This window comes from Bradyrhizobium sp. LCT2 (assembly GCF_009931255.1).
GTDB classification, from domain to species: Bacteria; Pseudomonadota; Alphaproteobacteria; order Rhizobiales; family Xanthobacteraceae; genus Bradyrhizobium; species Bradyrhizobium diazoefficiens.
Genome location: NZ_CP034432.1, coordinates 8,344,674 through 8,364,305, shown reverse-complemented (window position 1 = coordinate 8,364,305; position 19,632 = coordinate 8,344,674). Strand labels below are relative to the sequence as shown.

16 protein-coding genes are annotated in these 19,632 nt (G+C 58.3%); 14 read left to right on the top strand and 2 right to left on the bottom strand.

Annotated elements, in window-relative coordinates:
- Positions 1-300 precede the first annotated feature (300 nt).
- The gene (gene nodD2 / locus EI171_RS39455) at positions 301-1,293 is read right to left on the bottom strand and encodes a transcriptional regulator NodD2 (RefSeq protein WP_097668514.1); all 993 of its coding nucleotides are present in this window, start codon (positions 1,291-1,293) and stop codon (positions 301-303) included.
- A 616-nt stretch (positions 1,294-1,909) separates the two neighbouring features.
- On the bottom strand, positions 1,910-2,854 hold the full coding sequence (gene nodD1, locus EI171_RS39450; protein ID WP_097668515.1) for a transcriptional regulator NodD1: 945 nt from the start codon (positions 2,852-2,854) through the stop codon (positions 1,910-1,912).
- 576 nt (positions 2,855-3,430) lie between these two features.
- Between nodD1 and EI171_RS46195 the strand changes: the two genes are divergently transcribed.
- From EI171_RS46195 to EI171_RS39380, 14 genes are all read left to right on the top strand, one after another.
- On the top strand, positions 3,431-3,649 hold the full coding sequence (locus tag EI171_RS46195; protein ID WP_246740386.1) for a hypothetical protein: 219 nt from the start codon (positions 3,431-3,433) through the stop codon (positions 3,647-3,649).
- 41 nt (positions 3,650-3,690) lie between these two features.
- Positions 3,691-4,323, top strand: a complete 633-nt coding sequence (locus EI171_RS39440) for a NodA family N-acyltransferase (RefSeq protein WP_097668516.1) — start codon at positions 3,691-3,693, stop codon at positions 4,321-4,323.
- Entirely contained in the window at positions 4,320-4,979 is a 660-nt protein-coding gene (gene nodB / locus EI171_RS39435; protein ID WP_097668517.1) for a chitooligosaccharide deacetylase NodB, read from the top strand. The genes EI171_RS39440 and nodB overlap by 4 nt, the downstream gene beginning before the upstream one ends.
- A gap of 17 nt (positions 4,980-4,996) precedes the next feature.
- Positions 4,997-6,373 carry a chitooligosaccharide synthase NodC gene (gene nodC / locus EI171_RS39430; protein ID WP_143279285.1) on the top strand — a complete coding sequence of 459 codons (1,377 nt, stop codon included), beginning with the start codon at positions 4,997-4,999 and terminating at the stop codon, positions 6,371-6,373.
- Positions 6,374-6,384: 11 nt separating this feature from the next.
- Positions 6,385-7,014 carry a nodulation methyltransferase NodS gene (gene nodS / locus EI171_RS39425; RefSeq protein ID WP_097668518.1) on the top strand — a complete coding sequence of 210 codons (630 nt, stop codon included), beginning with the start codon at positions 6,385-6,387 and terminating at the stop codon, positions 7,012-7,014.
- 12 nt (positions 7,015-7,026) lie between these two features.
- Positions 7,027-8,736 carry a nodulation protein NodU gene (gene nodU, locus EI171_RS39420; RefSeq protein ID WP_097668519.1) on the top strand — a complete coding sequence of 570 codons (1,710 nt, stop codon included), beginning with the start codon at positions 7,027-7,029 and terminating at the stop codon, positions 8,734-8,736.
- 2 nt (positions 8,737-8,738) lie between these two features.
- Positions 8,739-9,659, top strand: coding sequence for a nodulation factor ABC transporter ATP-binding protein NodI (nodI, locus tag EI171_RS39415; protein WP_245448754.1), 921 nt, complete (start codon positions 8,739-8,741; stop codon positions 9,657-9,659).
- Positions 9,660-9,662: 3 nt separating this feature from the next.
- Complete coding sequence (locus EI171_RS39410; protein ID WP_097668520.1) at positions 9,663-10,451, top strand: ABC transporter permease; 789 nt, start codon at positions 9,663-9,665, stop codon at positions 10,449-10,451.
- Positions 10,452-10,777: 326 nt separating this feature from the next.
- Positions 10,778-12,817: a carbamoyltransferase gene (locus EI171_RS39405; protein ID WP_161536460.1), complete on the top strand. Its 2,040-nt coding sequence runs from the start codon at positions 10,778-10,780 to the stop codon at positions 12,815-12,817.
- Between the two features lie 157 nt (positions 12,818-12,974).
- Positions 12,975-14,087, top strand: a complete 1,113-nt coding sequence (locus EI171_RS39400) for a nodulation protein NodZ (protein WP_305765000.1) — start codon at positions 12,975-12,977, stop codon at positions 14,085-14,087.
- Complete coding sequence (locus EI171_RS39395) at positions 14,084-14,263, top strand: hypothetical protein (protein ID WP_143279286.1); 180 nt, start codon at positions 14,084-14,086, stop codon at positions 14,261-14,263. Before EI171_RS39400 ends, EI171_RS39395 begins: the two co-directional genes overlap by 4 nt.
- Before the next feature lie 627 nt (positions 14,264-14,890).
- A complete protein-coding gene (locus tag EI171_RS39390) occupies positions 14,891-15,727 on the top strand; it encodes an SDR family NAD(P)-dependent oxidoreductase (protein WP_161536459.1) in 837 nt (278 codons plus the stop codon).
- 182 nt (positions 15,728-15,909) lie between these two features.
- A complete protein-coding gene (gene nifA / locus EI171_RS39385) occupies positions 15,910-17,733 on the top strand; it encodes a nif-specific transcriptional activator NifA (protein ID WP_161536458.1) in 1,824 nt (607 codons plus the stop codon).
- Positions 17,734-18,318: 585 nt separating this feature from the next.
- Entirely contained in the window at positions 18,319-19,161 is an 843-nt protein-coding gene (locus EI171_RS39380; RefSeq protein ID WP_097668526.1) for an electron transfer flavoprotein subunit beta/FixA family protein, read from the top strand.
- The last annotated feature ends 471 nt before the right edge of the window (positions 19,162-19,632 follow it).

The window sequence follows — 19,632 nt, the reverse complement described above, 5'->3', positions numbered from 1 at the left end:
CGCGCGCCGATCCTCCCTGTATCGAGGCAGGTGCGCCCGGACGCCGGGTTGCAACGTAAAGGCCTGGCTTGGCAGCCAGCGCGTCGCTCCGTCCCTGTCTGTAAGAGGGCCGCCAGTCTGAGCCGCCGCTTGCACGACGAGCCTGATGCCAACGTGCGAAAGAGCTTCGCAACGTCGTCATGATAGCCGTCCGCTGCGAGGATCTTTATCCAGCGACAATGAGTTCGAGCGAGGCAAGCCTGAATTGCGTGCTTTGAGACATGTGTTGGGATATGAGGCTCGCAGACTTTGCGAACGTCCTTACGACAACGGCGAGACAGATCGTGCGAAATCGCCGGCAGTATCCGCTGGTTTCGAAGTGCAGATGATGGAGGGCTCTTGTGCAGTTGCCATGAGGGTAGCCTCCTGCAACAATATCTCTCGCATCCAGATGCTTTCCGGGTCGCTGTTGTGAAACACGGGCCATTGGACCGCCTCGGTGAAGGCGGGGAATGGCTGCGGAAGCTCGGCAATCCGAAGGGGCATCGTTCTTTGGAAATGCTTTACGAGCCTTAATGGCATCGTTCCTATGCGGTTCGTGCCTACCAGCAAGGGCGGGATCATGCTGAAGCTCTGCACGAGAATGTCGATGCGCCGATTGAGGCCGAGATCGAGTAAAAAGGATTCCTCGACCGGGATCTTGCGCGCACCTCCGAGCTTAACCGCAACGTGGCCCATCGACATATACCGATCCAATGTAAGCCGCCGTAGTAGTTGGCTGTTCGTGCAGCAGCCTACGCAGACGAGGCTCTCCTCGAACAGGGCCGCCCTGGGGTGCGCGCTGGACATGAATAATTCCGGCAGGATAACAAAATCGACTTCGCCGCGGCGCAGAAGCTCATCGTGCTGATCTGTGAGTGGCACCAGTTCGAAGCTGACGGCGGGTGCTTCTCGCGCGACGCGCTCCACGACATTTCGGAAGAATACGACTGTCATAAAGTCAGAAAGGCCGATCCTGAATCGCCGATTCGATCGAGCCGGGTCGAACACGTCCCGCGCGATAATGGAGAGCTCAACGTGCATTAGAGCCTCGCGAACTGGAGCTGCGAGTCCTTCCGCGCGCGCGGTCGGGACAAGTTCCCGCCCTCTCATCGCAAACAGATCATCACGGAAATAGGTGCGCAGCCGGGCAACGGCTGCGCTCATGGCCGGCTGACTCAGGTTAATCTTGCGTGCCGCTGCGGTGAGGTTGCGCTCAGTCATTAGAGCATCCAGCGCGACGAGAAGATTTAGATCCAGGCCGTTGAAACGCATGTCTTCTTATCCAGCACAAACCATCCTTGCGGTGCATACAACGAGCGGTGACGGCTCGTCTGATGCGGTCTTATTGCGTCGTCCGAATGGACATCGGTTCCATCGTGTGATCGCGAGAAGACGCTCGCGAAATGATCGCAAGAATGGCGAGCAAGGCGGTAGGCCGACCACCAGCGGCCGAAAACCGTCAGGTGCCCCGAAGCTGATCGGTCTCGCCCCTTCCGACGAGCCACGCAACAGGACCCGGTCAGTTCGTTAATGGAAGATCAACCACAGTGTCCGGCCAGCGCCCTAAGTTCGCCAAAGCGCTCCGTCGACGGGTTCCGTAGCGCAGCGTTAGTCACGGCGGCCAATCTACAACCTGACGCAGTGTGGGGTTCAAGCGATTCTATTGGGCAAGCCAAACATTTATTGTTCTGGAAGAAGCGAGCGCAATATTGCTGGGCGTCAAACCACACCTGCGAGATCACCACGCTCACCACCCGGCAAGCCTTCGCAACTGATCGCCGCCTCCCCGCGGCCTCTAGCAGCTTCGCCCCCGAGACGGTTGAGATGATAAAGTTGCCGAGCACATCGAAGGATTTAATAGCGTATTTAGAACCGGCTTATGGTGAGCCTAGCAGCGCCTTCGAGTTGGAGGCTCCTGATGCCCAGATGCCATGTTGGATGCCTCCTCCAGCAATATCCGCCTCATCCAAATGCTCGCCGGGTCGGTATTGTGGAACGCAGGCCACTGCACAGCCTCGGTGAATGTCGGCAGGGGGAGCGGTGGTTGGACGATCCGCAGCGGCATCCGCTTTTCAAAGTGTCTGGCGAGCCGTAATGGCATCGTGCCGATACGGCCCGTGTCTAACAATATCGGCGGAATCAGGCTAAAGCCCTGCACAACGACCTCAATGCGTCTCTTGAGGCCGTGCTCAAGCAAAAACCATTCTTCTAGGTTTGGTCTCAGCGCCCGTCCGAACTTGGCCGCAACGTGCCCCATCGAAATGTATTTCTCGAACGTAAGCTGCCGCGATAGCTGCTTGTTCGCGCGGCATCCCACGCACACGAGGGTCTCGTCGAACAGCGTCGCCTTAGGGTGCGCGCTCGACATGAACAATTCTGGCAGAATGAGAAAGTCGACCTCGCCCCGGCGGAGCAGCTCATCGGGTTCATCGGAAAATGGCAGCAATTCGAAGCGTACCGCGGGGGCTTCGTGTGCAATACGGTCCACGATTCTCCGAAAAAAGACGATTGTCATGAAATCGGAGAGAATGACCCTGAAGCGTCGGCTCGAGTGAGTCGGGTCGAACCCGTCCCGTGATATGATCGAGAGTTGGATGTGCAGCAGGGCCTCGCGAATCGGACCTGCAAGCGCCTCCGCGCCAGGTGTCGGGACGAGCTCGCGACCTCTCATGGTAAATAGTTCATCGCGGAAATAGGTGCGCAGCCGCCCGATCGCAGCGCTCATAGCGGGCTGGCTCAGGTTAATTTTGCGCGCCGCCGCTGTGAGGTTGCGCTCCGTCATCAGAGCATCGAGCGCAACGAGAAGATTTAGATCGAGTCCCTTGAACCGCATGTTGTGAGTCTATCCATCGTGTGGATGTGTTCTATCGAAACAATCGATTTTACCAAATCGCGAGATGTTGGATAGCAAACATCGGTTTGGAAAAGTAATCATGGCATACCACGATGGCTGTTGGTCGTTCGCGCGGGCTCAGAGAAAAACTCCTGGAGGTGCGAGCACCCGCCGCATCGGTTTCGCGGGCTGCGATGGGCGCGCCGTGCGTGCCGCATCGCTTCTTCTCGGTTGCGAAGCGCGCTCGATCGGACGCCAAGCGGGTCCCGATAAACGTTGGTATGCGTACTCCATCCGTTTCCATATTGGAGGTTTACCCACGTACACTTGAGGGCGCGTTCAGCCTCATTCTAGTGTCGCGGAATAGCGGCAGGTGCAGATTGCGCATGCCAAGTATTCCCGGCGACTGTCCAAACGGCTCGCCTGTCCACCGCATTCAGGGCGAGTCGAAGATGCATAAGAACCAGTTTGATCTAATGCCACTCCGATGCGCCCTCGAAGCGGCCCCGCGCATCGATGGCATGCCCTCAGACGTCAACACGTCGACAGCGATGCTGGACGAGGCGGAAAAGCTCCATGGTGCCGACAGGTTCTGGATGGTCCAATCGCCTCGTCGGCATCTTCCGGCATATCTCGCGCGGGGCATTGGCCGGGATGACGAGCGCGAACCATGCGATCGCTTCGTCGCGAGCGAAGGCGCACGGCACGGTGCAGGCGAGGGTGCTGAGCTCCTACGACGCATGGCAGCGCATTTCAGTATTGATCAGCGGTTCGGCGAGTAGCGACATCACGTGACCATCTCCCCTCTTAATTCGACTGGCGCAAGGAAGCCCGCCATGAACATCGCCGTATGCCGGACTGCGGAAGCTCCTTCTGCGCGCGCCAAAGTGCAGTGGAGCCGTCGCTGGGAAAACGAGCTGCGGCTCGCCGATCATGCCGAGCTCGCCGAGTTCTTCCGCAAGAGTTACGGGCCGACCGGTGCGTTCAATGCGCAGCCATTTGAGGGCAACCGAAGTTGGGCCGGTGCAAGACCTGAGGTCCGCGTAATTGGTTACGACGCCCGCGGGGTAGCTGCTCACGCCGGGTTACTACGCCGCTTCATCAAGATTGGTGGGGTCGATCTCCTCGTGGCCGAACTGGGGTTATATGCGGTGCGTCCGGATCTTGAAGGGCTGGGAATTAGCCACGCGATGCGCGTGATGTATCCCATACTGCAGGAGCTTGGGGTCCCGTTCGGCTTTGGTACAGTTCGGCCTGCGCTAGAGAAACATATGACCCGACTGGTCGAAAGGCAGGGGCTCGCCACCCTCCTGTCTGGCATTCGCGTCCGCTCCACGCATCCGGATGTCTATCCCAATTTGTCGCCGATCCGGATCGAAGACGTGATCGTGGTGGTTTTCCCGGTTGGACGCTCGATGAGCGAGTGGCCGGCCGGGACGATCATCGATCGGAACGGGCCTGAGCTGTGAACGAGCTTTTCCCCCTATCTGCTGTCCGATGCGACTACGCTGACGTGAGCGGAAGTCGCCCTGTCTATTTGACCTTTGACGATGGGCCAAATCCATTTTGCACGCCAGAGGTGCTCGATGTGCTGGCGCAACATCAGGTTCCGGCGACGTTCTTCGTGATCGGCACGTATGCGGCCGACCAACCTGAACTCATTCGACGAATGATCGCGGAAGGACACGAGGTTGCGAACCACACGATGACGCATCCGGATCTATCCAGATGCGGACCTGCGGAGGTGCACGATGAAGTGTTGACGGCGAGCGAGGCGATCCGTTCGGCGTGCCCGGAGGCCTCGCCCAGGCACATGCGAGCACCTTACGGCATATGGACACAAGAGGTGCTCGCTATGTCAGCGAGCGCTGGTCTCACAGCTCTGCACTGGTCGGTCGATCCGCGAGATTGGTCCCGCCCCGGGGTTGATAGAATTGTGAATTCAGTGCTCGCGAGCGTTCGCCCGGGTGCAATTGTGCTCCTGCACGACGGATATCCTCCTGATGAGGAGAGGCTGTGCACTGATGCTACGCAGCGTGATCAGACCACGATGGCGCTGTCATATCTGATTCCGGCATTGCAACGGCGCGGGTTTGTAATTCGTCCGCTCCCTCAACTTCACTGAACAAAAACTGGCACCCTATGGACCTGCTCGCTACAACCAGTGCTGTCGCCGTTTCGTGTTATGCACTGCTCTCCACTATCTACAAGAGCGCGCAAGCGCTTTATGCCCAACCGGCGAATAACTCATCGCTGCAGGACAACCTGGGACAATCGGACGTGGTCCTTCCCAGTGTAGACGTCATCGTGCCGTGCTTCAACGAGGATCCAAACACGCTCGCCGAATGTCTGGAGTCGCTTGCGAGTCAAGACTACGCGGGAAAGTTACAGGTCTATGTGGTCGACGACGGATCTGCAAATCGCGACGTTGTCGCGCCTGTACACAAAATCTATGCGAACGATCCGAGATTCAGCATCATCTTGCTGGCAAACAACGTTGGAAAGCGCAAGGCGCAGATCGCTGCAATACGCAGCTCATCCGGGGACCTGGTGCTCAACGTCGACTCGGATACGATACTTGCTGCTGACGTTGTCACGAAGCTTGTAGTGAAGATGCATGACCCAGAAATCGGTGCGGCCATGGGTCAGTTGATAGCGAGCAATCGCAGCGAAACCTGGCTGACCAGGCTGATCGATATGGAATACTGGTTGGCATGCAACGAAGAGCGTGCGGCACAGGCTCGTTTCGGTGCCGTCATGTGCTGCTGCGGCCCATGTGCGATGTATCGTCGCTCCGCGCTCGCTTTGCTGCTTGATCAATACGAAGCGCAATTCTTTCGCGGGAAGCCGAGCGATTTCGGCGAGGATCGCCATCTAACGATCCTCATGCTCAAGGCGGGGTTTCGAACCGAATATGTCCCGGACGCGATCGCAGCAACAGTAGTTCCGGACAGCCTTGGGCCATATCTGCGTCAGCAGCTCCGCTGGGCGCGCAGTACCTTTCGGGACACGTTTCTTGCATTACGTCTGCTGCCAGAGCTCGATGGCTATCTGACGCTAGACGTTATCGGGCAAAATCTCGGCCCGTTGCTTCTCGCCCTTTCATCACTGGCTGCGCTCGCGCAGCTTGTAATCGGCGGCTCGGTACCCTGGTGGACGGGATTGACGATTGTAGCAATGACGATGGTCCGGTGCAGTGTTGCAGCGCTTCGTGCTCGCGAAGTGCGGTTTCTCGGCTTCTCGCTCCACACACCGATCAATATCTTTCTCTTACTTCCTTTGAAGGCCTATGCACTTTGTACATTGAGCAACAGCGATTGGCTATCGCGCAAGGTCGCCAACGTGCCGGCCGAAGGGGAAAAACAGTGCGTCATCCTGCACCCGAACGCTGGACGAAGTCCTGCAAGTATAGGGGGAATGTCCGGCACAATTCATAAGGCGGGGCTTTCGCACCCTTCATCGAACCTGGCGGCGACGGAGAGTGTTTGCGCTCGCGATCGTTCGACCGCCTTCAAATAAGTGGTTGGCTCATGATCTCGGACAAAAATCATCAGCTATTAGAGCGAGAGTTGGCTGTCGACGATCCATGGCGCCTCGACAGTAGTTCGTTCGAGCAGGAGCGATACGCGCAAATGCTCCGGATGTCGCGTTGCGGTGGAGATGTTGCGTATGCCCTCGAAGTAGGATGTGCAGCCGGTGCATTCACGGACAGGCTGGCGCCGCTTTGCGAGCGACTCACGGTGGTCGATGTCATGCCGCAGGCGATCGAGCGAGCGCGACTACGGACCAGGAAGTGGTCACATATCACGTGGGTGACCTGCGACATTCAACGGTTCTCGACCACTGAGCAGTTCGATTTGATTGTCGTGGCCGAAGTTCTCTACTACCTCAAGGACATTGTCGAGATGCATGCGGCTATCCGCAACCTGGTGAGTATGCTTGCACCAAATGGAGCTCTGATTTTCGGGTCCGCACGTGATGCCACGTGTCAACGCTGGGGTCATACAGCTGGTGCCGAGACGGTGATCGGTCTCTTTAACGAGAGTCTATCGGAGGTCGAGCGTCTGCACTGCCACACCGGGTCGGTCAACGAAGACTGCTTGATCGTCCGGTTCCGGAAGCAGGGTCACCCGTCAGAACAATCAAACGTCAGTCACTAGGCAGGGGGTCGTATGCGCATCTGCGGCATCAAGTTAACACATGACGGCGCAATTGCTGTCGTCGAGGACGGGCGGCTTCTCTTTTGCACCGAGCAAGAGAAGCGAGGCAACAGTCCACGCTATCAATCCGTCGAGAATCTCGATGCAGTCGTGCTCGCATTGGCGGAGCATGGCCTGGATCCGCGAGATATCGATCAGTTCGTCATCGATGGCTGGGATGGGGAGATCGAGTCGCATTTCCAGGTCCTCAGTGGAGCTGTGCCGATCGCGCTGAAAGGGGCGCCATACGTCGAGCGCCATGCTGAGGGGCTTCTTGATTCCGTCGACGGCTTTGGCCTGATCCTCGGCGGCAAGGTGTTTCCATATAAGAGCTACCCGCACGTCACGGGCCACGTCGCGTCAGCATATAGCACCAGTCCCTTTGCCAGCGCGGGAGAACCGGCGTTGTGTCTGGTATGGGACGGCTGCATCTTTCCACGTCTTTACTATGTCGAACCTCGGGGGGCGCGGCTCATTGGATCCCTGTTTCCGATGATCGGCCACGCCTATGCTGCCGCGGGCCTTCACTTCGGGCCTTACAGGCAGCCGAACCGCTCCAGTTGGGATTTGGGCATCGCCGGCAAGCTGATGGCATACATCGCGCTTGGCGCTGTCGACGAAAGCATCGTGGCAGTGTTTCAGGAGCTCTATGAAAAGCGCTTCGCGGCCGACACCGAGCAGGCTCGTCGCTACCGCGCGGACATAAACAATGCGGAATCGTCTCTCGCAGCTATACACGAGTTCTTTGAGGCAAGCGCATTGCGCCTGACGGCCAAGCGAGCGGAGGACGTTCTTGCGTCGTTTCATGTGTTCCTGGAACGTCTTCTTGTCAGGGAAATCGCGATGGTTCTGCTGCGGCACTCGTCGCTTCCGGGGGCGCGAAATCTATGTGTCGCCGGAGGTTGCGGTCTCAATATCAAGTGGAACAGTGCGCTTCGTATGACGGGACTGTTCGATGATGTCTGGGTGCCGCCGTTTCCGAATGACAGCGGCTCGGCAATCGGCGCTGCTTGCGGTGCGATGGCGGCGCAAAATGGCTTCGGGCCAGTGGAATGGTCAGTCTACAGTGGGCCGGCCCTGCAGGACAGCGAGCTTCCGTCGGACTGGGAGGCCGCGCCGTGCACTCTGCGTGAACTTGCGGCGATTCTCGCCGACAACAAGCCGATCATCTTCCTTTCCGGGCGCGCCGAGCTTGGGCCGCGGGCGTTGGGCGGCAGAAGCATTCTTGCAGCCCCGACCTCCCCAGCAATGAAAGATCATCTCAACGACATTAAGCGTCGCGAGCACTTCCGACCGGTGGCGCCGATTTGTCTGGAGGATCGGGCCCCAGAGATTTTCAACCCAGGTACGCCAGATCCTTACATGCTGTTCGATCACCAGACCCGCGCGGAATGGCGCGACAAGGTCCCCGCTGTCGTCCATCTGGACGGTTCGGCGCGGCTGCAGACAATCTCCCGCAACTCTCCGCACAAAATCGCCGAGCTTCTCGTCGAATTTGAACAACTCACAGGCGTTCCGCTGCTCTGCAATACGAGTGCCAACCTCCACGGACGTGGATTCTTTCCGGATGCTGCCGCGGCCTGCGAGTGGGGACGGGTTGAGCATGTGTGGTGCGACGGCCTGCTCTGGACCAAGACGGTCGTAAGGAAGTCATCATCGGCCGAACGACTTCTGTCAGCCTAAGAGTGAGCATGTCCACCGTAGCAATCGACCTTGCCGGCGTGAAAAAATCATTTGGCGACAAGATCATCGTCAATGATCTGTCGTTCTCGGTCGCGCGGGGAGAATGCTTTGGCCTTCTCGGGCCGAATGGAGCTGGCAAGAGCACGATCGCGCGCATGCTGCTTGGCATGATCTCGCCGGACGGAGGAAAGATTACGGTGCTCAATGAGCCTGTACCTGCACGCGCTCGTGTCGCACGTGTGCGTATCGGCGTGGTGCCGCAATTCGATAATCTTGAACTCGAGTTCACCGTACGAGAGAATCTGCTGGTGTTTGGCCGCTACTTCGGCATGAGCGCTCGCAAGATCGAGGCGGTCGCCCCCTCGCTGCTCGAGTTTGCACGCCTCGAAAGCAAGGCGGACACGCGCGTTGCCGAGCTGTCCGGTGGCATGAAACGGCGGCTGACGCTGGCGCGTGCGCTAATCAATGACCCGCATCTGCTCGTGATGGACGAGCCGACGACTGGTTTGGATCCGCACGCCCGCCACCTGATTTGGGAACGTCTGCGAGTTCTGCTTGCGCGGGGCAAGACGATTCTCTTGACCACTCACTTCATGGAAGAGGCCGAACGCCTGTGCGATCGGCTGTGTGTCCTCGAGGGTGGACGCAAGATCGCCGAGGGCAAGCCAGACGGCCTGATCGATGAGCATATCGGCTGTAACGTGATCGAAATCTATGGGGGTGATCCGCACCAGCTCTGCGAGCTGATTAGGCCGTATGCGCGGCACATCGAAGTGAGTGGAGAGACGCTCTTTTGTTATGCGCCATATCCGGAGCAGGTACGCGTGCAACTGCGCGGGCGAGCGGGCCTTCGTATTCTGCAGCGCCCCCCGAATCTCGAAGACGTGTTTTTGCGGCTGACCGGGCGCGAGATGGAGAAGTGAGCGATGGGTGAAAGTTATGCGGCGGTGATGCCCGCTAACGCGTACAACTGGATCGCGGTATGGCGTCGGAACTTCCTGGCATGGAAGAAAGTCGCACTTGCATCGATTCTTGGCAACCTCGCAGATCCTCTAACCAATCTGTTTGGCCTCGGCTTTGGCCTTGGACTGATCGTGGGGCGCGTTGAGGGGACGTCGTACATCGCGTTCCTGGCGGCAGGCATGGTCGCGACCAGCGCCATGACGTCCGCGACCTTTGAAACCATGTATGCAGCCTTTGCACGCATGGACGCCAGCCGCACCTGGGAAGCAATCCTCTCTACTCAGCTCACGCTTGGCGATATCGTTCTGGGTGAACTGGTGTGGGCGGCCAGTAAGTCCGTTCTGGCCGGAACAGCGATCGGGATCGTCGCTGCTACGCTGGGTTATGCATCATGGCCATCCATTTTGTATGCGATGCCAACAATCGCTCTCACTGGCCTTGTCTTCGCCAGCCTGGCGATGCTCGTCATATCTCTTGCGCCAAGTTACGATTACTTCGTGTTTTACCAGACGCTTGTCCTCACTCCTATGGTGTTTTTGTGTGGCGTGGTCTTTCCGACGAGCCAGCTGCCCGGCTCGTTTCAGCACTTCGCCGGCTTGTTGCCGCTCGCACATTCGGTCGACCTTATTCGCCCAGCGATGCTTGAGCGCGGCGCCGACAGTGCTGCGCTGCACGTCGGTGCGCTCTGCGTTTACGCGGTCTTGCCCTTTTTCGCGTCGACGGCACTATTTCGGCGCCGCCTGCTGCGTTGATGTGAGTTGAGCGAAAACGGAGAATGTCAAATCGATTCAGTGTCACGATGCTTTCTGCGGTAGCTCGGGAGTGACCTGGTCTGTCACAGCAGATGCTGCAATGGCCTTAAGAGGTCGCGATCGAGTTAGGTCTACGGCCGCCTGTTCGGTCGATCGGTGTCGGACGCCAGCACCGTTATTTCTGAGCGCCTGTCGCTAGGCGCCGTGACGGACTTTGCAAAGTTGTGTTGTGCTGTCTGGCCCGCGCACCCGACGGAGCGTGACTGTACAGATTAAGTAGGTGGGACGGCAGTTGGCCTTGCCGTCATGATCAAATGGAGAACGGGATGTTGTGCCTGGGAGTGAGTGGCGGTCTTGACAGAATCTATGAAAGCTCGCCGGAGCTGCCGAATACATTTCTTCACGATGGGGCTGCGGTTCTTGTGCAGGATGGCCGCGTGATCGCTGCTGTCGAAGAGGAGCGCCTCAACCGCGTCAAGCACTCCAACAAGTTCCCGAGCAATTCGATCCGATACTGCCTTTCTACCGCAGGAGTTGAGCTCGGAGAGATCGACCGTATCGCGTTCTACGCGACTGAAGCCTACTGCAATACTATGCTCGAGCGCCTTTCTGTTTCTCAGCCCATTCCGTTGGACGCCAAACTGTTGCTGCGGCAGCTGCTGACACGGGAGTTCGGCGCCGAGATCGATCCGTCCCGAGTTTCCTTCGTGAATCACCACGAAGCGCATGCTGTGAGCGCGTTTGCCATGTCCGGGTTCGAGCAAAGTCTTGTTTTTGCGATCGACGGCGGTGGCGATTTTCTCTCCGGCTTATTGGCGGTGGGGTCTGGCACCGAAATTACGCAACTTGAAAGCTTCCCGGAACATAACTCCCTGGGGCTGTTCTATCTCGAGACGATCCGATATCTCGGCTACGGGTTGTTCGACGAGTACAAAGTGATGGGGCTTGCCCCGTATGGTGATCCCGCTCCCTATCGCGAGCTCTTCGCGCAGTTCTACGAGTTGTTGGACAACGGTGGCTATCGCGTTTACCTGGATCGAATCGGTCCGGCCCTGGTCCGCAACATCGAGGTTCGGCGAAAAGGAATGCCATTCACTCAACAGCATCGAGATGTCAGCGCTTCGCTGCAGGAAGCGCTGGAGCGGATCGTGTTTCACATCCTGCGGCACCATCGTGAAGCGACGGGCATGACACGCTTGTGCCTGGCTGGCGGGGTAGCGCATAATTGCACGCTGAACGGTAAACTGCTTTATTCCGGGCTATTTGACGACATCTTTGTTCAACCCGCGGCGCACGACGCCGGTTGCGCACTCGGCGCTGCATTGATGGTATCGAACGAGCTGGGCAGGCCAGCACCACGCGAGCGACTGCCGGACGTTTATTGGGGGCCCGATCTCGGGAGCGACCAAGCCGTAGAGCATGAGCTCAACGCATGGTCAGGCCACCTCGACATTCAACGAAGTGATGACATAGCATCCAGTGCGGCAGACTGGATGGCAAATGGCGCTGTAATCGGCTGGGTTCAGGGCCGCTCTGAGTTCGGCCCCCGTGCGCTTGGTAACCGCAGCATTCTTGCGGACCCGCGCCCTGCGGAAAACAAGGACCGCATCAACGCGATGGTCAAGAAGCGTGAGGGCTATCGCCCGTTTGCGCCATCTGTACTGGAGGAGGATGCGAGCGAGTTCTTTGAGCTCCCGGACGGCACGCAGCAGCTCCCCTTCATGAACTTCGTAGTTCGTGTGCGTGAAACCAAGTGTAACGTGCTCGGTGCGATCACGCACGTTGATGGGACCGCTCGGCTGCAGACAGTATCGCGCAAGACAAACCCCACCTATTGGGATGTAATTAATGCGTTCAAGAGGCGAACGGGCATCCCGGTTCTTTTAAATACGTCATTTAACAACAATGCCGAGCCGATCGTGGAGTCCGTGTCAGATGCGATCACCACGTTCTTGACGACTGATCTGGACGGACTTGTTGTTGGGCCTTTCCTCGTCAGGAAGCGGCCAGCATCACTGCAGGATTGGAGTGCACTGGGCGTTTCATTGCCGCCGTATGCATCCCTTCATCGTGTTCGCTCCCACACAGCGCCAGATCGTCAGGAAACGGTCTGCGAGATCCGCAAGGGACATTCCGCCCACGATAGTATGCGTATCTCACATGAGCTTTTCGAGATCTTGATGCGGATCGAGGGCGAGGCGTCGCTCGGCTGGCTTCTCGACACAACCATGCTGAGCCAGGCCCAGCGTGAAGATCTCGTGAAGGAATTGCGGCTCGTGTGGGAGCTGCGGGGCGTTCGCCTGCATCCGCCGCGCGCGGCTTGCGGCCACAATGAAGTGAAAAATAGACATAGCCGGGACTCATGAGCATGGCCATGCCTATACCTGCATGTGAGGGGGCCAGGCCATCCGACGCACACGGGGTTATCGGGCATCCGACTGAAATCGGGCACGTGGACGCGACACCGCTGAAGAAAAGACGGAAAGTGTTGAGAGAACGCGGCCCATCAAGGATAGCGCTGTTATGAAGTTCTACCGACGCAGCTCGCCGGCACTGCGATTTCAGACCATGACGTCGGACAAGATGATACATAAGATGTCTGCAATGACGTCTCTTGTCCAACCAGGAGCCCGGGAAGAGGCGATGCAGATGCTTAGCGGTTCGAGGAAGGATCGGTTCGTAGTTTCCCGGCGACGTACGGGGTTCGGCGACTGCCTGTGGTCACTGGCCGCTGCCTGGCGTTTTGCAAAGCAGACAGGACGGACGCTAGCCATTGATTGGCGGGGATCTTGTTATCTCGATGAGCCATTCACCAACGCCTTTCCAGTCTTCTTCGAACCGGTTCAAGACATTGCCGGCGTGCGGGTGATCTGCGACGACAGGATCAATCAGTGCTCATTTCCGGGACCATTCTTCCCGACATGGTGGAACAAGCCATCCATCGATTGCGTCTATCGTCCGGACGAGCAGATTTTCCGGGAACGCGACGAACTCGATCAATTGTTGCGAAGTCAGAAAGATAGTGACGCTAACACGGTCGTGTGTGACGCGTGCCTGATGTGGCGCTGCGACCAGGAGGCCGAACGAGAAATCTTTCGGAGCATCAAGCCACGACCTGAAATTCAGGCTCGGATTGATGCTGTCTACCGTGAGCACTTTGAGCCGTACAGCGTAATCGGCATTCATGTCCGGCATGGCAACGGCGAAGATATTATGGGGCATACTCCCTACTGGGCCGACCCGGAGCGCGCCTTGCGACAGGTCTTTGATGCCATTGATAAGGCCCGGGGGTTACCCCACGCAAAACCCGTGAGAGCTTTCCTGTGCACGGACAGCGCGCTCGTCCTTGAGAAAGTGTCGACTAGATTTCCCGATGTGTTCACGATCCCCAAACGGTTTCAGGCGCCTCAGGCCGGCCCATTGCACAACGCCGCGCTAGGAGCCGAGGGCGGCTTTTCCGCCCTGATTGATATGTATCTTCTTGCGCGCTGCGACACCGTGATCCGTTTTCCCCCGACGAGCGCCTTCACGCGCTATGCGCGTCTCCACGCACCACGCGTTATTGAATTCGATTTGAACGATCCGAGCCGCTTGGTCCTGATTGAAGAAACCTCGCAAGAGCTCGTTGCTTCATGAAAGTCGTTGCCCGCTTGATCGATCTGATTGCCGCTCGTTGCATCCAGCAGTGCTGGCACTTTTTTTCGGGGCGGCATTTGTCGCAAAGTAATGCTCTGTCGCACAACTCCACCGAATGCCTCCCGCCGAAGCTCGACGTCGACAACGATGGCCCTAACGTGCTGCCGCCACGTTAAACAGGTGGAACACGTCTTCGCCTTGCGCGGACCGCGAGTGGAAGCTAATCGGTGGTCGGTCGCGGACGAACATATCGAAAGGGTCTCCGTAGAGCCGGTGAGTTCCGTAGTTGCGGTCGGGCACGCGCTGGTGCGGAGCGGCGGTCTCGAGAGCCACTATGTTGGGCTGAACATCCAGTAAGCCAGGTCGTGGTCCAGGACCAATCCGGCGAAGTGCCAGTGCCGGACACTGCAGAGCAGAGCGCGATAAAGTCAGCATCAGTTGCCGACAAATCTGACGCACGAAGCTGGTAACGTCAGTTTTCGAGTTGACGCGGCTACTGGCCGCGGGCCGCTATCCTGATCGATCGTTCCTCCAACGAGAGGCGGTGCCCATCGGCTGGCTCCTCGGTTGCGCGATCAGGAAAGAGAGCGCGGCTGCACCCTCGTCTTGACGCAGGCGAGTGTGCTCGTGACATTACGTAGGTAATGCACCATCGTTGTCGCAGAGCACACGCACGGTGTCTTGAACCCACCAAGCATTCCGCGTGCGCGACATTAGGACGCAAAAACGGAGTTGATTTGCGTGCATCGCAGTGGCGCAAATTCTGCTACGCGTGCGCCGACGCAATAGGAGAGGAGGCGGGCGTGGGTCTCGATCTGCCGAATGACGATCTGATCAGAGGTCAGCTGCCCGAAACACACCTGGGTTGCCTCTTTCACGCCGATAATGCCCGTATTCATCGCGGAGAACATAAGGCGATGTTGCTGACCGGGGCATCGCGCGGAATTGGCCATGCCACTGCCAAGCTGTTTTCGGAGGCGGGCTGGCGCATCATTTCTTGCGCGCGCCAACCGTTCGACAGCAAGCGATGCCCCTGGGAGGCAGGGAACGAGGATCATGTCCAGATCGACCTGAGCAATCATCGAATGCTGCCGCGCGCGATCAGCGAGGTCAAGAAGCGCTTGGCAGGTGCTCCTTTGCACGCGCTGGTGAATAATGCTGGTGTCTCGCCGAAAACGCCCACTGGCGATCGGATGACGTCGTTGACGACTTCAACCGAGACCTGGATGAGCGTGTTCCATCTCAATCTGGTGGCCCCGATCATGCTGGCGCAGGGTTTGTTTGACGAGCTAAGAGCCGCGTCAGGATCGATCGTGAATGTGACTTCGATCGCGGGCTCGCGGGTGCACCCGTTTGCCGGCAGTGCCTATGCGACCTCAAAAGCTGCGCTTGCAAGCCTCACACGCGAAATGGCCCATGATTATGCGCCGCATGGCATTCGCGTGAATGCGATCGCGCCCGGCGAAATCAGGACGGACATGTTATCGCCCGACACAGAAGCGCGTCTCGTGCCAAACATCCCCTTGCGCAGAGTGGGAACCCCGGATGAAGTTGCCAAGGTCATCTTCTTCCTGTGCTCGGATGCGGCGAGCTATGTCACGGGGGCCGAGGTGCCGATCGATGGTGGGCAACATCTGTGAATTGGCCAAGCCTTGGCGCCGCAGTGACTTGAGCTGCAGCAGCGGTACTTATGCTCTCCGCTGACGACGCGCACACATTCCGCAAAAGGAAAAAGGCACACTGTAAGTTTACCGTCGTGCCATGAAAAGGTGTTACGGTTCTGTGTCATCTCGTCAACACTTGGCACTAGATCGAGAGTGACATGCAAAACGAACCTCGCAAACCCGAACAAGGTGCTACGGAGGATCATCAAGACAACGGAGGCCGCCTCATGCTGGATATCCCTTCCTCACTCGAAAGACCTGCCTCGCAACTTGAGCCGGAGCATAAGCTCTCGGGGGAGCCGTTGCGTGAGAGTGCGTTAGCCGGCATCTTCGAAATATCGAAAATACTCACGGCTCCTTGTCCGCTCGAAGTCACATTGGCAAACGTTGTTGATCTTCTGCAATCGTTTGTGCAGATGCGACACGGCATCGTCTCACTGTTCGACGATGACGGCATGCCGGACATTACAGTGGGCGCCGGCTGGAGCGAAGGCAGCGACGAGCGTTACCGGATGCGCCTGCCACGGAAGGCAATCGATCAGATCGTCGCGACAGACAGGCCTCTTGTCGCCGAGGACGTGGCCGCCGAGCCGGCATTCAGCGCTGACGACCGGGAAGTGCTCGGCGCCTCCGATAATATGCCAGTGTCGTTCATCGGGGTTCCGATTCGCATTGGTCCGAAGGTTGTGGGTACTCTGACGATCGACCGTATCCGCGACGATAGGTCAAGCCTCCGCATCGATTACGATGCGCGGCTGCTCGCCATGATCGCCAACCTCGTGGGACAAACAGTGAAGTTAGACCGCGTGTTCGCCTGCGATCGCGAACCACTGGTGGCGGAGAAAGACCGTCTACAAAAGCAGATATTTGACCTCAGGCAGCCCGCTCGAGAGCGCAAGAAGCTACACGTCCATGGGATCATTGGCGACAGCCCGGCGCTGCGCGGGCTGCTCGAGAAGATTGCGGTTGTAGCCAAATCGAAAAGCACGGTTCTGTTGCGTGGCGAATCCGGTACCGGGAAGGAACTCGTAGCCAAGGCCATTCACGAATCGTCGTCCCGCGCCAAGCGGCCGTTCGTTAAGCTGAATTGCGCGGCGCTTCCTGAGACCGTCCTGGAATCGGAATTATTTGGCCATGAGAAAGGTGCCTTTACCGGTGCGTTCAGTTCGCGCAAGGGACGCTTCGAACTTGCTGACAAAGGAACGCTATTTCTTGACGAGATCGGCGAGATTTCAGCTCCGTTCCAAGCGAAGTTGCTGCGCGTCCTGCAAGAGCAGGAGTTCGAGCGCGTCGGCAGCAACCAGACGATTAAGGTCGATGTTCGAGTCATAGCTGCGACCAACAGGAACCTTGAAGAGGCCGTGGCACGGAGTGAGTTCCGCGCGGACCTTTACTATCGCATCAGCGTAGTTCCCTTGCTGTTGCCACCGCTGCGCGAAAGACGCAGTGATATTCCGCTGCTTGCCAGCGAGTTCCTCAGAAAGTTCAACAACGAGAACGGCCGTACGCTGACCTTGGAGGCGAGTGCGATCGATGTTCTGATGAAGTGCGGCTTTCCGGGAAATGTCCGCGAACTCGAAAACTGCATCGAGCGGACAGCGACGCTGTGCGCCGGATCATCGATCGTAAGAACTGACTTTGCATGCCACCAGGCCCAGTGCCTTTCCGCGATGCTGTGGAAAAGTACATCGGACGGGAGGCCAGACCAGCCGGCACCCATCCCGCCGGTGCCCGGAAAGTCCATCATTCCGCTAGCTGAAGCGACCCCGCCGGTCCCGTCCGTCGGCAGCGAACTGACCTCACTGGCTCCTCCCGGCACAGTTCTCGTAAGCGGCGCGAAGATGGCCGATCGCGAACGGGTCATTGCGGCCATGGAAAAATCTGGCTGGGTGCAGGCAAAGGCAGCGCGCCTGCTCGGACTAACGCCACGCCAGATCGGCTACGCGCTGAGGAAATACGGAATCGAAATAAAGCGGTTCTGAACGACAAAATCGGCCGGAACCTTTACTATCACAGTTGAGCCAAATAGCTATGTGAGGACGATCTCCGGTGGCCAATCTCATTGCAATCTTAAAGGAACGGGTCCGCCCTCGGCGGCGACTTGGCCACGACCGAAACCGCTCCGCTCGCTTCCGAGACTGCTGTCGCAAGCAAACTCACCTGGTTCGGTGAGAGATGGATTTGCGCGCCACGACATACAGAGCGTCACCTTCGGTCTGCAAGCGCGAGCCGTCAATTGCTCGACATCAGACGAGCTATCACGCGTATTCGTCCATCAAGCCGGACTAGCGGCAATTCTCATTGACCGTCAACCGGTCCGCCGCCCGCTCGTGATTAGCGGCGGTAGTCTGTCGCAAGCCGTCCTGGCGTCACTCGGCTGGCGTGCCCTGCGGAACAGCGCTGTCGCAGCCCCGACTTGTGTCAGCATTCGTTCGTCAGGAAGAGCGGGCTAGAGGGGCGCATTACCCGCTCTAGCCACTGTGATGGCAAGCCGATTTCAAAAGGATGGCGATGGTACAACACTTGCTGTTCTCTTCGCAGCTGTCGCAACTTTTTGGAGCAACTCCGTGCACAATGTCGTTTGCATCAAACAGGTTCCGGACTCGGCGCAGATCCGCGTGCACCCCGTGACCAATACGATCATGCGTCAGGGAGTGCCGACCATCATCAATCCATATGACCTCTTCGCACTCGAGGCCGCGCTGGAGCTTCGCGATCGGTTCGGCGGCGAAATTACCGTGCTTACAATGGGGCCGCCATCGGCGGAAGATTCCTTGCGAAAGGCGCTGACTTATGGCGCCGATCGCGCCGTACTCCTCACCGATCGCTGTTTTGCGGGCTCCGACACCCTGGCCACAACGTATGCACTTGCAACAGCCATCCGAAAAATTGGTAAGGAATACGGCCCGACCAACCTTATCTTCACGGGAAAGCAGACCATCGACGGCGATACCGCGCAGGTTGGGCCCGGCATCGCAAAGCGGCTTGGCGTACTGCAGCTAACCTACGTTGCCAAGGTCAGATCCTTAGATCTCGCCGCCCATACAATTGAAGCGGAACGACGCTCCGAAGGTGGTGTCCAGGTGCTGCACACGAGGCTGCCCTGTCTCATCACCATGCTGGAGGCAACGAATCAGATTCGGCGCGGCGCGATGGCGGATGCCTTGCGTGCCGCGCGTGCCCAAATCGTGAAATGGAGCGCGCACGATGCCGGTGTCGAAGACGTCTCCAAATGCGGCCTCAAGGGCTCGCCGACCGTCGTCAAACGAGTGTTCGCTCCCTCTGCGCGGGCTGAGAAGGCAACGTTGGTTGAGGCCGCCGAGCAACCGGCACAGGCGTTGATAGACGCTATTTTCAAGTATCAACCGAAGCTCGAAACCGATCTTGCGGCACTTGTCCGTGACGCGTGATCTGGAGAGCCCTGGCAACGATAGATCGGAAACGGTCCGAGGATGTACCAAGGGCAAGAGGCACCGTCCAGTGAGAGCGCGCAAGATGTAGTACGCATCTCAGCCCGCGACCTGCGCATTCTGGTCTATGGCGTTCTTCGATCGCTCGCGATCACCCGGGACTGCATGTTCCGTAGACCGATCGATGCCCCGAGTTGGCTGCGATCAGGCGCATCGACTAAGGGCTGCGCATGCGTGCAGACCCCCACTGTGTGGTCGTATTCGACGACTGCTTCGCGCGTAGTTGTTACGAACGAAGACGGAACACGTCAGCGACTAGGATCACCATGCTAGCGCGATGCCGCTTGAACGCCCAAAGTGCTGTCGCGCGGTTCAGGGCGCAAAGCCCACCTATGTGTCGCCTTTTGAGCAATGTTCGCAATTCAACAGCCCTATACCCATTGTGAGTGGCCGCTGGCTCTTCGCTGTTTG

What these genes read in the sequence shown, in the direction of transcription:
- nodD1 (WP_097668515.1), bottom strand. Translation starts at nt 2,854, where the DNA reads ATGCGGTTCAAGGGACTCGATCTAAATCTTCTCGTTGCGCTCGATGCT.
- EI171_RS39410 (WP_097668520.1), top strand. Translation starts at nt 9,663, where the DNA reads ATGGGTGAAAGTTATGCGGCGGTGATGCCCGCTAACGCGTACAACTGG.
- EI171_RS46195 (WP_246740386.1), top strand. Translation starts at nt 3,431, where the DNA reads ATGGTGCCGACAGGTTCTGGATGGTCCAATCGCCTCGTCGGCATCTTC.
- EI171_RS39400 (WP_305765000.1), top strand. Translation starts at nt 12,975, where the DNA reads ATGAAGTTCTACCGACGCAGCTCGCCGGCACTGCGATTTCAGACCATG.
- nifA (WP_161536458.1), top strand. Translation starts at nt 15,910, where the DNA reads ATGCAAAACGAACCTCGCAAACCCGAACAAGGTGCTACGGAGGATCAT.
- nodC (WP_143279285.1), top strand. Translation starts at nt 4,997, where the DNA reads ATGGACCTGCTCGCTACAACCAGTGCTGTCGCCGTTTCGTGTTATGCA.
- EI171_RS39405 (WP_161536460.1), top strand. Translation starts at nt 10,778, where the DNA reads ATGTTGTGCCTGGGAGTGAGTGGCGGTCTTGACAGAATCTATGAAAGC.
- nodU (WP_097668519.1), top strand. Translation starts at nt 7,027, where the DNA reads ATGCGCATCTGCGGCATCAAGTTAACACATGACGGCGCAATTGCTGTC.
- EI171_RS39395 (WP_143279286.1), top strand. Translation starts at nt 14,084, where the DNA reads ATGAAAGTCGTTGCCCGCTTGATCGATCTGATTGCCGCTCGTTGCATC.
- EI171_RS39440 (WP_097668516.1), top strand. Translation starts at nt 3,691, where the DNA reads ATGAACATCGCCGTATGCCGGACTGCGGAAGCTCCTTCTGCGCGCGCC.
- nodD2 (WP_097668514.1), bottom strand. Translation starts at nt 1,293, where the DNA reads ATGCGTTTCAACGGCCTGGATCTAAATCTTCTCGTCGCGCTGGATGCT.
- nodS (WP_097668518.1), top strand. Translation starts at nt 6,385, where the DNA reads ATGATCTCGGACAAAAATCATCAGCTATTAGAGCGAGAGTTGGCTGTC.